We start from the raw sequence: 14,336 nt of genomic DNA, 5'->3' as shown, positions 1-14,336 counted from the left end.
AAATAAATATGGAGTATCATATGACTTCATTTTCGTAGAATCAAATGGCAAACAACTTCAAGAAGTAGCTGATATTTTCACAAAATTAGAAATTAAACCATCAGTGGATACAGTATTTGACTTTAAAGAAGTAAATAAGGCATTAGACAAAGTAGCCAATGGACGTTCAAGAGGTAAAACAGTTTTAAACTTTAAATAATATAAAAATGTATAAATAACAAGAGAAGGATGCGACTAGAAAATTATGGTCTCTTAGTAATCAATTTTTCATAGTCGTTCTTTTTATCTCAAAATATCAACAAACACAATAAGGCTAGGAGACAATCATGTCATATAAAAAAATATATATTCAGCCTAGAGCGATTAGAAAATTCAATTATAAAAAGCAATAATTCTTTACTAGCTCTAACATTTTTCATAAAATCCTTGACAATAACGGTTGTTTAGTATAATATAGACTAAGTAAACCGTAATATAAGATATTAGTAAAGAGACTTTTATTTCATGTTTTTTTAGAAGAGAGTTTAATCCGTTGGCTGAAAGATTAAATAAAAATGATTGAAATAAGCAACACTCTTTATAAAACCGAATATAAATTGAAAGGTATCAGGAAACTGATATGAATTCGGGTGGCACCACGAAACTAGTAATCGTCCCATGTAGTTATATAACTATGTGGGGCGTTTTTATTTTCAAATTATAAGAGGTTTATTAATATTAGTAAATTAAACGAAAATATGGAGGAACTTATGACAACAATTACAAGAGAACAAGTAGACCACATCGCTCATCTTTCTAGATTAGAAATCCAAGAAAATGAAGTAGATGGGTATATCGAAAAATTAGAGAAAGTTGTAGATTTATTCAATACAATCAATAGCGCACCAACAGAAAATGTAAAACCAACTTATCACGTTCTAGACTTAGTTAATGTATTTAGAGAAGACGTAGCTCATGACGGAATGGATAGAGAAGAAGTTCTTAAAAACTCTAAAGAAACTGAAGCAGGACAATTCAAAGTACCTACTATTATTGAATAAAATAAGGAGATAATTTAATGAGTTTATTACATGAATCAATTGAAAGTTTAGAACTTAAACTTAAAAACAAAGAAATTAAACCAAGTGATTTAGTAAAAGAATCACTAGATAGAATTAAAGCTACTGATGAAAAAGTAGGTTCATTCATTACAGTAACTGAAGAAGTAGCATTAAAACAAGCCGAAGCTTTAGACCGTGCTCAAGAAGAAGGGTGCGTTGAAGGTAAATTATTCGGTATCCCAATGGGAATCAAAGATAACATTGTTACAAAAGACATTCAAACAACTTGTGCATCAAAAATCTTAGAAGGATTCAATCCAATTTATGATGCAACAGTAATGAACAAACTTAATAAAGAAAACCCAATTCTTTTAGGGAAACTAAACATGGACGAGTTCGCAATGGGTGGTTCTACAGAAACATCTTACTACAAACTAACTCGCAACCCTCATGATTTAGATGCAGTACCAGGAGGATCAAGTGGTGGTTCAGCTACAGCAGTAGCAGCAGGACAAGTTAGCTTCACTCTAGGAAGTGACACAGGTGGTTCTGTACGTCAACCAGCATCTTACTGTGGTATCGTTGGATTAAAACCAACTTACGGACGTGTATCACGTTTTGGATTAGTAGCATTCGCTTCATCATTAGACCAAATCGGACCAATGACTCGTACAGTTAAAGATAACGCTCGTGTATTAGAAATCATCTCAGGATTAGATGCTAACGACATGACTAGTGCACCTGTAGAAGTACCAGAATTCAGCAAAATCATTACTGGAGACATCAAAGGTAAGAAAATCGCTCTTCCTAAAGAATACTTCGGTGCTGGAATTGACGAAGAAGTTAAACAAGCAGTACTTGAAGGTGTTAAATACTTAGAAAGTCAAGGAGCTATAGTAGAAGAAGTAAGTCTTCCAAACACAGACTACGCTATCTCGACTTACTACATTATCGCTTCTGCAGAAGCAAGTTCAAACCTTTCTCGTTTCGATGGTATTCGTTACGGATTTAGAAGTCCAAACGCAACAAATCTTGAAGAAATCTACAAAAAAACACGTGGAGAAGGATTTGGAGCTGAGGTTAAACGTCGTATTATGTTAGGAACATACGTACTATCTTCAGGATACTACGATGCATACTACAAAAAAGCACAACAAGTTCGTACATTAATTAAACAAGACTTTGATAGAGTATTCGAAGAATACGATGTAATCATTGGACCAACTGCTCCAACAGTAGCATTTAACATTGGAGAAGAAGTAGGAGATCCAATTAAAATCTACGCTAACGATATCTTAACAATCCCAGTAAATATGGCTGGATTACCAGGTATCAGTATTCCATGTGGATTCAAAGGTAACCGTCCAATCGGTATGCAAATTATTGCAAAACCATTCGCAGAATCTACACTATACGATGTAGCGTACAACTTCGAACAACACTACAACTTACACGATAAAAAAATAGAATTATAATAGGAGAAACAAGATGCATTTTGAAACAGTAATTGGACTAGAAGTCCATGTAGAATTAAAAACAGATTCAAAAATATTCTCACCATCTCCAGCTCACTTTGGTGCAGAACCAAACACTAACACAAACGTTATCGACTTAGGATACCCAGGGGTACTTCCAGTAGTAAACAAAAGAGCGGTAGAATGGGGAATGAAAGCAGCAATGGCGCTTAACATGACAGTAGCTCGCGAGTCAAAATTCGATAGAAAAAACTACTTCTATCCAGATAACCCGAAAGCATACCAAATCTCACAATTTGACCAACCAATCGGAGAAAACGGATGGATTGATATCGAAGTAAACGGAGAAACTAAACGTATCGGTATTACACGTGCTCACCTTGAAGAAGATGCTGGTAAATTAACTCACAAAAATGGTTATTCACTAGTTGACCTTAACCGTCAAGGTACACCACTTATCGAAATCGTATCTGAGCCAGATATTAGAACTCCAGAAGAAGCATATGCTTACTTAGAAAAATTACGTTCAATTATTCAATACATCGAAGTATCTGACGTTAAGATGGAAGAAGGATCAATGCGTTGTGACGCGAACATCTCTATCCGTCCTTATGGTCAAGATGAATTCGGTACAAAAACTGAGCTTAAAAACTTAAACTCATTCACTTTCGTTAAAAAAGGATTAGAGTACGAAGAAAAACGTCAAGAACAAGTTATTCTTTCAGGTGGAGTAATCAACCAAGAAACTCGTCGTTTTGATGAAACAACAGGAACAACTAAACTTATGCGTGTTAAAGAAGGTTCAGATGATTACCGTTACTTCCCAGAGCCAGATATCGTACCTATGATTATCTCTGATGAATGGATGGAAGAAGTAAGAAAAACTATTCCAGAACTTCCAGATGCTCGTCAAAGAAGATACCAAGAAGAACTTGGATTACCAGCATACGATGCACACGTACTTACATTAACTAAAGAAATGTCAGATATGTTCGAACAAACTGTAGCTTTAGGAGCAGATCCAAAATTAGCTTCTAACTACCTAATGGTAGATGTGAATGCATACTTAAACAAAGTTCAACAAGAACTTAAAGATACAGCATTAACTGCAGAAGGTTTAGCAGGAATGATTAAATTAATTACTGACGGAACAATCTCAAGTAAAATCGCTAAAAAAGTATTCGCAGAACTTATCGAACACGGTGGAGATGCTGCACAAATCGTTAAAGAAAAAGGTCTTGTACAAGTATCAGATAGTGGACAATTATTAACATGGGTAAATGAAGCATTAGATAACAATCCAAAATCTATCGAAGACTACAAAAATGGTCGTGACCGTGCGATCGGCTTCCTAGTAGGTCAAATCATGAAAGCCTCAAAAGGACAAGCCAACCCACAAATGATCAATAAGATGTTATTAGAAGAAATCGCAAAACGATAATAACGAAAATAAGAAACGAACTCGAAGCAAGGAGAAATCTTTGTTTCGAGTTTTTAGTGTTTAAAACGCACAAAAGTCTCTTATGTATTGCAAAGATCATAATTGTTATATATAATAAATATTACGGAAATAAAACGAGAAATAAAATTTATTAAGTTAAAAAATATACATTTACTATATAATGTTAAAATCAAATCTGTTAATGTGTAATTATTGAAAAATAACTTATGGGAGGAAAATGAAATGACTGAAGATCCGTTTAAAGAATATTTAATACAATCAGAACCTTCTAAAAGAGAAAAAGGTTATGCATGGCAGACAGCAATAGGTTTGCAGGAAGTTGATGGTTTAACCCCGTCTCAATATTTAATTAATACTGCATTACGTAACATAGAAGGTGAAATTACACTAGAAGAAGCTGATATGCTGCTTCATTCATATTATGAAGAAAATCCAGAATTGAATAAAGAAAGTCGTGTAGAAGAAGCTGATAAAGTATCTGTTCGAATAGCTAAAATCTTATCGGAAGAAGCTTTTACCTTTTCTCCAACGGAATATCTAGCGATTCATAGGAAGTTATTTGAAGGAATATATAAACACGCAGGGAAAATCAGAACTTATAATATCACAAAAAAAGAGTGGATTTTAGATGGAGAAACTGTAATATACGGAAGTGCTAGTGAATTACTTAGAACTTTAGAGTATGACCTTGAACAGGAGAAAAGATTTCAGTATAATGGTTTGTCAACGAATGAAATAATAAAGCACTTATCAGAATTTATCTCAAGACTGTGGCAAATTCATGTTTTTGAAGAAGGAAATACAAGAACAACAGCTGTATTTTTTATAAAGTATCTAAGAACCTTAGGATTTGATGTAACAAATGATATATTCGCTGCTAACTCTTGGTATTTTAGAAATGCATTAGTTAGAGCAAACTACAGAAATCTAAAGAAGGAAATCTATTCAACTTTTGAATTTGTAGAATTATTTTTAAGAAATTTACTACTAGATGAAAGTACACAATTAAAAAATAGAGAATTGCATATCAATTGGATAAAAGAAGAAAGAGAGACTTCAACATATAATTATAAAGATAAATTAGAAAACTTCTCAGATAAGAATAAGGAATATATTAAGAACCTTTATGATAAATTCAATTTAGATTCTGTATTTGGAAGAAAAGAAGTGATGGAAGTTACAAAACTAAAAACATCAAGGGCATCAGAAATAATCAAAGAAATGCTAGTACACAAACTTATTGAAAAAGTAGAGGGTTATGGAAAAGGAAAATATAAATTTAGAATAGGTCTAAAATAATAGAAATCAAAAAATTATAAAAATATATGAACTCGAAACAAGGATAAATCTTTGTTTCGAGTTTTTTTATTAATATTAAAAAGTGGACATCGGGGAGTAAAACTGGACATTCACGGTTTAAAAGTGGACATTGAAGAATGAGAGTGGACTTTCATGGTAAAAATTGAACATTTGCAGATGAAAGAGCGGATATTGGGGAATGATACTGATTTTTTGCAGATGAAAAAGTTGATAATGAAGAATAAAAGTGAACTTTCGTAGAAAGAAAGAGTTAAAAAGATAAAAGTTGGAAGTGAACTTCCAATTTACAGTAAAAAACACAAAACTTGGAAGTCTAATTCCAATTAATTTATAGTTAATAGTAAATAACAGTAACAGTGCAGGTAAGTATGCATTTATTTATATTACACACATAAAAAAATCGCCCATCATAATTTTAATAAATTATGGTGACGATTTTATCTTGTATTAGTGTTTTAAGATAGGTTTTATATTAAATAATAATTATTGATAAAAGCATTCACGATATCGCGTAGTTGTTCTGATGATAGTCTTTTTAGAGATGGAACAGCAATAGTCGCCAGCTCTACTAAATTATCAATATGTTTTTCCGTAAAGTCTTCTTGGTTAATATTCTCAGTATTATGTGAGAATAGGACGAATAATTTACCGATTTCCTCGTGTTCTACACCTTTCGTATCACATGCTAAATGGAATGAAGGTTCTTCATTAAATCTATCTTTTAAATATTCATTCACTTCATATAAAGCTGATTTCATTATAAAGTGGCTAGAAAGGAAAGCAGGATCTTCAGAATATTTCTTTTGTTTCACGTCAAAAGGAAGACCACCTTCATTAACAGCTTTCGCTAGAAATATATTAATTGCAGTTTCCATATTTAATCCAAGGCTAGAGAATATAGCTTCAGCCTCTTTTTTTATATTATTGTCAATAGTTAAAACAATTTTTGATTCACTCATTTATAAACACTCCTTATTTAATACATTAATTTTATCGAAGAATTATATATTTTTCAAGTACTAGCCAATAAAATACAAAAAGAATTTTATCAAAAGATAAAAATATATTAAAGCGGGATATTGTATAATCAAATTAGGCACCAAAAAATACAAAATGTAGCAAAAATCTGCTATATCAAATTTGCAAAAAATATTAAATAGATTTTTACTATATCTAGAACTATATTTTATTTTGTTTTTTTGATGGGATATGGTAATATAATATAGTATGAAAAAAGGAGGAAGTAATGGATACACAAAAAATTATATATACTTCACCAAAAAGTGAGAGAATTGATAAATTTTTACAACAAGAATTAGTAGATGTTTCAAGAACTAATATCCAAAACTTAATTTCTGAAGGTTACATAAAAGTAGATGGAAATAATATTAAAACAAATTTTAAATTAAAAGATGGGAATGTTATTACTATTGACTATAAAGAACCTGAGGAATTAGATGTAGTGAAACAAGATATTCCTGTAGACATTGTTTATGAAGATAATGATTTAATTATCGTAAACAAAGCAAAAGGTATGGTTGTTCATCCGTCGGTAGGGCATAAAGATGGAACTTTAGTAAATGCATTATTATTTCATAGTGAACTATCAAGTATCAATGGTACTATCAGACCAGGTATTGTTCACAGAATTGATAAAGATACATCAGGTTTATTAATAGTTGCGAAAAATGACAAAGCACATGTTAAGTTATCAGAAATGATTGCTAATAAAGATGTTAAGAGAAAATACTATGCATTAGTTCATGGTAGTATCAAACATGACTATGGAACGATTGATGCACCGATTGCTCGTAATCCAAAAGAACGTAAAGAAATGGCGATTATAGATGAAGGGAAACCATCTATCACACATTTCAAAGTAGTAGATAGATTTGAAAAATATACGCTTATCGAATGTGAATTAGAAACTGGACGTACTCACCAAATTAGGGTACATATGAAATATATCAATCACCCATTAGTAGGAGATCCAGTTTATGGTCCAAGAAAAACATTAAATACTAATGGACAAGCACTTCATTCGAAAAGTATTGAATTTAATCACCCTATTACAGGTGAACATCTATACTTTGAAACAGGAATACCAGAATATATGGTAGAAACAATGGCGAAGTTAGATAAATAACTATTTATTAATACAGAAATCACTCCAAAATTTAAGTATTTGCTTGATTTTGGAGTATTTTTTTAGTTAGTACGTGTACTAGTATAATGGAGTATGATTTGTTATAAATTAAAAAAATAAAAATTTTTAAAAAAACTTAATATTTAAAATATGTAACTTGATTATAATAATTATAAAATTAACCATGTATACGTTAACAAAGAAACTTGTGATATCAAAGATTTTGGAGATTAATGCGATAGAGGAAAATAAATAATTTATTAAATTGAAAATTATTATAGAAAATAGTTTATTTTTTCTAAAAAGTGTAGTATTATAATATATATATTAGTAGTTATTTAAGGAGGACAAATAACATGGTATTAGTACCAGCAAAAGATATGCTTGTAAAAGCAAGAAAAGAAGGATATGCAGTAGGGCATTTCAACATTAACAACTTAGAATGGACAAAAGCTATTTTAGCAGCTTGTGAAGAAGCTAAAAGTCCAGTAATCCTAGGAGTAAGTGAAGGAGCAGTTAAATACATGACTGGATTCAGAACTGTAGCAGCTATGGTTGAAGCTATGGTAGAAGAAATGAAAATCACAGTTCCTGTTGCATTACACTTAGACCACGGTTCATACGAAGGTACTCAAAAAGCTATCGAAGCTGGATTTAGTTCAGTAATGTTCGATGGATCTCACTATCCATTCGAAGAAAACATCGCTAAATCTAAAGAAATGATCGCTTTAGCTCACTCTAAAGGTCTTTCAATCGAGTGTGAAGTAGGTTCAATCGGTGGAGAAGAAGATGGAGTAATCGGTAGCGGTGAATTAGCTGATCCAAATGAATGTAAAACAATGGCTGACTTAGGAATTGACTTCCTAGCTGCAGGTATTGGTAACATCCACGGTAAATACCCAGAAAACTGGGCTGGATTAAGCTTTGAAACATTAGAAAACATTGCTAACATCACTGGTGGAATTCCATTAGTATTACACGGTGGTTCAGGTATCCCAACTGATCAAATCCAAAAAGCTATCTCTCTAGGAGTATCTAAAGTTAACGTTAATACTGAATGTCAATTAGCGTTTGCTGAAGCTACACGTAAATATATTGAAGAAGGTGGAGATCAAAAATCTAAAGGTTTCGACCCTCGTAAATTATTAAACCCTGGATTTGAAGCTATTAAAGCTATGGTTCACGAAAAAATCGACATCTTCGGTTCAAGAAACAAAGCATAATAACTACGAAACATATAAAAAGGCTCGTGCTTTGCATGGGTCTTTTATTTTTTTATAAAATTTGGAGGAAATCCTATGAAAGAAACGATAAATTATTTGAAAAAATTAACTAGTATAGTGTCGCCAACGGGATACACTAAAGAAATTGCTGACTATTTACTAGAAGAATTAAAAGATTTAGGTTATACACCGGTTTGTACTAATAAAGGTGGAGTGAATGTAGTAGTTTGTGGTATAGATGACAGTAGACATCGTGTGGTAACAGCCCATGTAGATACATTAGGAGCTATGGTAAGAGCAATTAAACCGGATGGACGCTTAAAAATGGCGAAAGTTGGTGGATATCCTTGGAATATGATAGAAGGAGAAAATTGCTTAGTTCACGTAGCAAATACTGGTAAAACAGTTAGTGGAACAATCTTAGTTCATCAAACTAGTACTCACGTATATAAGGATGCTGGAACTGTTGAACGTTCAGAGGATAATATGGAAGTTAGATTAGATGCGAAAGTGAGAAATGCTCAACAGACACGTGACTTAGGAATAGATGTCGGTGATTACATTAGTTTTAATCCACGAACAATAATTACTGATACAGGATTTATAAAAAGTCGTTTCTTAGATGATAAAGTGAGTGCAGCTATTCTTCTAGATTTATTAAGAAAATATAAAGAAGAAAATATTAAGCTACCATATACTACACACTTTATGTTCAGTGTGTTTGAAGAAGTAGGCCATGGAGCGAATTCAAATCTACCAAAAGAGGCTGTAGAATATCTTGCAGTAGATATGGGAGCCATAGGAGATGACCAACAAACAGATGAATATACGGTGTCAATTTGTGTGAAAGATGCGAGTGGTCCTTATAACTATGAGTTCCGCAATCACTTAGTTGAGCTAGCTAAAGAAAACAATATAGATTATAAATTGGATATTTATCCGTATTACGGTAGTGATGCCTCAGCTGCGATGCGTGCAGGAGCTGAGGTAAAACATGCGCTATTAGGTGCTGGAATAGAATCAAGTCACTCATATGAGAGAACACATATAGACTCAGTACGCGAAACGCATAAGTTAGTTGATGTGTATTTAAGAAGTGAATTAGTTATGTAGATATTAAAAATGCTTAAGAATATCAACCCCGAATTGTTAGACTAAAAATTCTAGCTTTTTGGGGTTTTATCATTGGAAGTAGCTAGAAAATCGTGTTTTAGAGAAAGTGATTTATAATTTCCTCACTATTAAGTTTAATATATATTTCATAAAGTAAATTTAGATATTGATATAGTGCTACCTTTATGAGTTTTCTTATGAATTTTTTAAGATTTAGGGCTTTGGAATTAAGGTTCGTATATTTCATGATGTTCTTCTGTGCATTTAATAAGCAGTGCAAAGTATCCAGTGAGAATGTATTTTAGTATTGTTTCACATCATGAATATGTAACAACTCTATATTTAAAGTGTTTTTATTGAGTAAATATTAGCATTAATTATTTTTGTATGATATACTTTAGGTAACAAACAAGGGGAGGAAAACATAATGGAAGAACGACATAAAAATATAAAACCAATTTATGATTTGGTTGTTAAAAAAGTATTTTGTAACGAGGCGGTAGCATTGCAATTTGTAAAAGATATTTTCGATTTACCGGCGAAAAGTGCAAAGCTAATTGGTGGCGATAAAATCTTTCGAGCTAATAGTAATGTAGAGGATGATTTTAACATTGCTGTTGACATACTTGTTGAACTAGACAGTCACGCACAAGTTATAATCGAAGTACAGTTAGCTAAGCAGGCATTCTTTATGAATCGCATCTGGGCTTATCTATGTAAACAAGTTAATGACAATATTGAAAGATTAAAACAAAGCGAAAAAGAAAGACACGCTATTTACAAAAAACTACCACCAGTTTACGTAGCTGCAATAGTAGACAAAAACTACTTTGATGGTGATGATCCTATAAGTACTTTTTTAATCAAAGAAGAAACAAGAAACACCGAACTGAAAATGTATGTAGATAACGATATAAAAGAGATGCCGTTACTAAAAATCGTATTTTTAGAACTTAAAAAATACAAACCAGAGCTAAAAGAAAGTTATAATAAAGTGCGCTGGTTAGAATTTTTCGGCAACAAGCAGTACACAAGTGAACCTGGTGAAGTAATTGATCAAGCTGATGATTTACTTAATGTTAGAAACTGGACTAAGGAGGAAAAAGATATGTATGATGAAAGAACAAGACAATTAGATCATCAATGGGCGACGTACGCATATGCACGTGAAGAAGGAATAGAATATGGTCTGCAACGAGGAATGGAGCAAGGAATTCAACAAGGAATTCAACAAGGTATGCAACAAGGAATGGAACAAGGAATTCAACAAGGAATGCAACAAGGGATGCAACAAGGGAAAATAGGTACAATAGTAAACTTAGTGAAAGAAGGAATAATAGCAAAAGAAGTAGGAGCGGAAAAGTTAAATATAACAGAGCAAGAGTTTGAATCCTATTTGCAGGAGATGTAAATATATGTATGATGAAAGAACAAGACAATTTGACCATCACTGAGATACATATACATATGAATATGAAGAGTGAATAAACCCTAGAAGGACAGAATGGTAGACTAAGCATGTCTAGGAGCTGAGGTAAAACATGCGCTATTAGGTGCTGGAATAGAATCGAGTCACTCATATGAAAGAACACATATAGACTCAGTACGCGAAACATATAAACTTGTTGATAGATACTTGCAAAGTAAGTTGGTAAAATAAGTATAAATAATAATGAGTACTTTAATATAATCTTTAGTGTAGTTAGACGATAGTACATATTAATTACCTAAGTATTAACTAAAGGGATAATTAATTGATATGTATTATAGAAAAAGACTAAAACAGCTACCAAACAGCACTTTTGTATTATATTTTAGCAAAAAATAATAAAAAACTTAAGAAAAAGCCTTGACTTTTAATGTGAAAATCACTATAATAACTATATACGATAATCTGTCGTATAAAAATCAAAAAAATTATTATTTTAAAGGAGACTTAATACTATGAAAAAACAAGTATTATTATCAGTATTCGCTGCGTCTCTATTCGCAGCTCCAGCAGCATTAGCTCAAGACGGTGCATACGGATTAGGTGCAACTCGTACTACAGAAACAGCAGGTTTCTACGCTGACACTACTAAAGAAGCTACAGTTGGAGAAATCAAAGCAGAAAACGATAAAGATTTAGGACGCGTTGCTGAAGAGTTAACTCGTAAAGCTAACGTTCTTAAACCAGGTGAAACTTTAAAAGTTGACAAAGGTCAAGCTGCTAAAACACCTGCTGGAGTTAAAGCTTTACCAAAAACTTCTGCAGTTAAATAATACTGATTTAAGTTTATAGAAAAGGATGTTTGTAAATGCAAACTCCTTTTTTTATTTTGCAAATTTTGGTTGTAGGTTGTATGGGGCTGACCCAAAAGTACTAAAATTTAGCACAGTTCATATGAAAAAGTATAGACGCAGTGGTTTATTGATATCTAAATTTCGCTTTATAAAAGCTTTTTATATATCTAATAAACTGTGCGGGGGTGATTCGACAAAATCTTGTTTCTTAAGAAATCGTGATTTTTGAGTCACTCCCTTTCAATCATAAATTTAATAAATAACAAAAAAACCAGATAAGGTCGATTCCTATCTGGTTTCTTTTATTCTTGTCGCTACTATTGTTCCTAGTGCAGCGATTATTGCTGAGGCATAGAATGCGTAAGAAGTACTAATATCCCATATTGCTCCCATTATATAAAGACCTATTGCCATACTCAGTTGGAAACATATTGCTGTATATAAATTTTGCATATCGATAATTTCTTTATTATTGTAATCTTTATTAAGAATTAGTATAAATGCGATATGAGCTACTGCGAATGTTATCGCATGAAATGTTTGCATAACGGTAAAGATATAGATGTTTTTAAACATTGCTAATGCCGACCAACGTATAACAGCTCCAACTCCTGCAAAGATTAGTAAATTTTTAGGTTTAATTCTTTTAACGAGTCTTTTAGAGAAAATGAAGAAAATTATTTCCGCTATTACCGACACATTCAAAATTACCCCTGATAACCATTTTGCTGATATATTCATACTTTCTAGATATAGTGCGTTGTAATTATTATAAGCAGTATGAGAAAGTTGATATAAGAATATAGTAATAATAAGCAAAATTGTGTTTTTATCTTTCAATACCCAAGCGTATAAGTTTTCATTGCTATGCGATGAACTATCATCTAAGTTAATATTTTTTACAAGTTTTGGTTGTGGAAGGAACATAAATATAAAGAAGATTCCAATTAATATTATTAGAATATAATATAATGCACCGTTTCCTACATAACTAAGGATACCTCCGATAAAAATACCGATAACGGTAAATCCAAGAGATCCATAAGTTCTAGCTTTACCATAGTCGATGTTTTCTTCTCGTAAAAATAATGATGCTAGACCTTCGACAAGGGGACTTACCATGAAATAAATCATACCGAATAAAAATGTAATCAATCCAAGTAATAACTTTTCATTTGTAAATTCGTAACTAATCGCAAGAAATAATCCAAATCCAACGGATAATTTCAATGCAATATCGAAGTTATATTTTTTTATTAAATATGGCGCTAGGAATATTCCACTTAAGACTCTCGCTATAAATAGCATAGAAAAGATTGAGCTAGCTTCTAACACGCTAAGATTTTTAACAGAAGTTAGGTAAACCATCCAGAATGGTAAGAATGTCCCAGTTACTAAAAATTGTAGAAAGTAGTTAGTTGATAACCAAGTTTTTGATGACATATTTACCTCCTAATGAACAAACAGTTGAACTAAAACTACTAAACTATTCATTAAAATATGAGATATTGTAGGTGTAAGAATACTTTTAGTATGAACATATAAATAACTAAACACAAATGACATACCAATATACACTACCATTATAGGAGATATTCCGTCGTGTGGTAATGCAAAGATGAAACCAGTTATTAAGGCAGGTATAGTAAATCTAATCCATTTTTTACTGCCAATCATAGCGTCATAAAAATACCCAAACACTGCTTTTCTAAAGAATAGTTCTTCCATAATAGGTCCAAGAACAGCCACATATAATATGAAATAAGGCTTCATTTTAATGATTTCAACAACATTATTAGTGTTTTTACTTTTAGTATCAAAATGGAAGAAATTAGAAAAATAAACTAAAATTCCATTTATAAATCCTTGAATCAACATCATTGAAAAGAATCCAATAACACCGATAGCAACTAAAGTTAATAAATTATAGTTACTTTTACATCTATCAATATCATTAGTACCTTTTCTTGCTAAGAAAACAAGAATAACTGTTGCGGTGAATGATAGTATAAGAACGGTTGTAACTCTTGAATCTATACTAATATTACGAGGGAGTTGTAGTGGAATTATAAATACAGCTAGTATATAGATGATTCCACTAAGTAGTAGGTGACTAACGTTGCCACGAGTAAATGAAATTCTCATAAACCCTCCTTTATTTATTTAATTAACTTCCATTATAACATCTATAATATATACATACAACTGTTATTGTTTATTATATAAGTAAATTTAGAATGATAAATCATTGCTATAATATGATTTCAAGAAATT

At 31.7% G+C, this 14,336-nt stretch carries 13 protein-coding genes; 10 read left to right on the top strand and 3 right to left on the bottom strand.

Annotated features, from left to right (window positions below; all coding sequences use genetic code 11):
- The 5 genes from RWS90_RS06570 to RWS90_RS06550 form a co-directional block, all read left to right on the top strand.
- A partial coding sequence (locus tag RWS90_RS06570; RefSeq protein ID WP_314549776.1) for a zinc-binding dehydrogenase occupies positions 1–199 on the top strand: 199 nt, incomplete at its 5' end.
- 550 nt (positions 200–749) lie between these two features.
- The gene (gene gatC / locus RWS90_RS06565; RefSeq protein ID WP_314549774.1) at positions 750–1,040 is read left to right on the top strand and encodes an Asp-tRNA(Asn)/Glu-tRNA(Gln) amidotransferase subunit GatC; all 291 of its coding nucleotides are present in this window, start codon (positions 750–752) and stop codon (positions 1,038–1,040) included.
- A 17-nt stretch (positions 1,041–1,057) separates the two neighbouring features.
- On the top strand, positions 1,058–2,515 hold the full coding sequence (gene gatA, locus RWS90_RS06560) for an Asp-tRNA(Asn)/Glu-tRNA(Gln) amidotransferase subunit GatA (protein ID WP_314549772.1): 1,458 nt from the start codon (positions 1,058–1,060) through the stop codon (positions 2,513–2,515).
- A gap of 13 nt (positions 2,516–2,528) precedes the next feature.
- Positions 2,529–3,956, top strand: coding sequence for an Asp-tRNA(Asn)/Glu-tRNA(Gln) amidotransferase subunit GatB (gene gatB / locus RWS90_RS06555; protein WP_314084052.1), 1,428 nt, complete (start codon positions 2,529–2,531; stop codon positions 3,954–3,956).
- A 243-nt stretch (positions 3,957–4,199) separates the two neighbouring features.
- Entirely contained in the window at positions 4,200–5,276 is a 1,077-nt protein-coding gene (locus RWS90_RS06550; protein ID WP_314549770.1) for a Fic family protein, read from the top strand.
- A 488-nt stretch (positions 5,277–5,764) separates the two neighbouring features.
- Here the strand turns inward: RWS90_RS06550 and RWS90_RS06545 are convergent, their stop codons facing one another.
- Positions 5,765–6,256 carry a type II toxin-antitoxin system RelB/DinJ family antitoxin gene (locus RWS90_RS06545; protein WP_314549768.1) on the bottom strand — a complete coding sequence of 164 codons (492 nt, stop codon included), beginning with the start codon at positions 6,254–6,256 and terminating at the stop codon, positions 5,765–5,767.
- 287 nt (positions 6,257–6,543) lie between these two features.
- Here RWS90_RS06545 and RWS90_RS06540 point away from each other — a divergent pair, with 287 nt between their 5' ends.
- From RWS90_RS06540 to RWS90_RS06520, 5 genes are all read left to right on the top strand, one after another.
- On the top strand, positions 6,544–7,443 hold the full coding sequence (locus RWS90_RS06540; protein WP_314549766.1) for an RluA family pseudouridine synthase: 900 nt from the start codon (positions 6,544–6,546) through the stop codon (positions 7,441–7,443).
- A gap of 356 nt (positions 7,444–7,799) precedes the next feature.
- A complete protein-coding gene (gene fba / locus RWS90_RS06535; RefSeq protein ID WP_314549764.1) occupies positions 7,800–8,666 on the top strand; it encodes a class II fructose-1,6-bisphosphate aldolase in 867 nt (288 codons plus the stop codon).
- A 75-nt stretch (positions 8,667–8,741) separates the two neighbouring features.
- The gene (locus RWS90_RS06530) at positions 8,742–9,779 is read left to right on the top strand and encodes a M42 family metallopeptidase (protein WP_314549761.1); all 1,038 of its coding nucleotides are present in this window, start codon (positions 8,742–8,744) and stop codon (positions 9,777–9,779) included.
- 427 nt (positions 9,780–10,206) lie between these two features.
- Positions 10,207–11,190, top strand: a complete 984-nt coding sequence (locus RWS90_RS06525; protein WP_314549759.1) for a PD-(D/E)XK nuclease family transposase — start codon at positions 10,207–10,209, stop codon at positions 11,188–11,190.
- 533 nt (positions 11,191–11,723) lie between these two features.
- On the top strand, positions 11,724–12,041 hold the full coding sequence (locus tag RWS90_RS06520) for an LPKTxAVK-anchored surface protein (RefSeq protein ID WP_314549756.1): 318 nt from the start codon (positions 11,724–11,726) through the stop codon (positions 12,039–12,041).
- 309 nt (positions 12,042–12,350) lie between these two features.
- On the opposite strand, the gene RWS90_RS06515 is transcribed toward RWS90_RS06520, so the two are convergent.
- Positions 12,351–13,505, bottom strand: coding sequence for an MFS transporter (locus tag RWS90_RS06515; RefSeq protein ID WP_314549754.1), 1,155 nt, complete (start codon positions 13,503–13,505; stop codon positions 12,351–12,353).
- Between the two features lie 9 nt (positions 13,506–13,514).
- The gene (locus RWS90_RS06510) at positions 13,515–14,207 is read right to left on the bottom strand and encodes a type II CAAX endopeptidase family protein (RefSeq protein WP_314549753.1); all 693 of its coding nucleotides are present in this window, start codon (positions 14,205–14,207) and stop codon (positions 13,515–13,517) included.
- Positions 14,208–14,336: the final 129 nt, after the last annotated feature.

The organism is uncultured Gemella sp. (genome assembly GCF_963529685.1).
In the GTDB taxonomy this organism is placed as follows: domain Bacteria; phylum Bacillota; class Bacilli; order Staphylococcales; family Gemellaceae; genus Gemella.
Note: the sequence above shows the minus strand (reverse complement) of the source record. Positions and strands in the feature narration are given on the sequence as shown.

Excerpts from the sequence above, each read along its gene's own strand:
- RWS90_RS06510 (WP_314549753.1), bottom strand. The coding sequence starts at position 14,207 with ATGAGAATTTCATTTACTCGTGGCAACGTTAGTCACCTACTACTTAGT.
- RWS90_RS06525 (WP_314549759.1), top strand. The coding sequence starts at position 10,207 with ATGGAAGAACGACATAAAAATATAAAACCAATTTATGATTTGGTTGTT.
- RWS90_RS06550 (WP_314549770.1), top strand. The coding sequence starts at position 4,200 with ATGACTGAAGATCCGTTTAAAGAATATTTAATACAATCAGAACCTTCT.
- RWS90_RS06530 (WP_314549761.1), top strand. The coding sequence starts at position 8,742 with ATGAAAGAAACGATAAATTATTTGAAAAAATTAACTAGTATAGTGTCG.
- RWS90_RS06520 (WP_314549756.1), top strand. The coding sequence starts at position 11,724 with ATGAAAAAACAAGTATTATTATCAGTATTCGCTGCGTCTCTATTCGCA.
- RWS90_RS06515 (WP_314549754.1), bottom strand. The coding sequence starts at position 13,505 with ATGTCATCAAAAACTTGGTTATCAACTAACTACTTTCTACAATTTTTA.
- gatB (WP_314084052.1), top strand. The coding sequence starts at position 2,529 with ATGCATTTTGAAACAGTAATTGGACTAGAAGTCCATGTAGAATTAAAA.
- RWS90_RS06545 (WP_314549768.1), bottom strand. The coding sequence starts at position 6,256 with ATGAGTGAATCAAAAATTGTTTTAACTATTGACAATAATATAAAAAAA.
- gatC (WP_314549774.1), top strand. The coding sequence starts at position 750 with ATGACAACAATTACAAGAGAACAAGTAGACCACATCGCTCATCTTTCT.
- fba (WP_314549764.1), top strand. The coding sequence starts at position 7,800 with ATGGTATTAGTACCAGCAAAAGATATGCTTGTAAAAGCAAGAAAAGAA.
- gatA (WP_314549772.1), top strand. The coding sequence starts at position 1,058 with ATGAGTTTATTACATGAATCAATTGAAAGTTTAGAACTTAAACTTAAA.
- RWS90_RS06540 (WP_314549766.1), top strand. The coding sequence starts at position 6,544 with ATGGATACACAAAAAATTATATATACTTCACCAAAAAGTGAGAGAATT.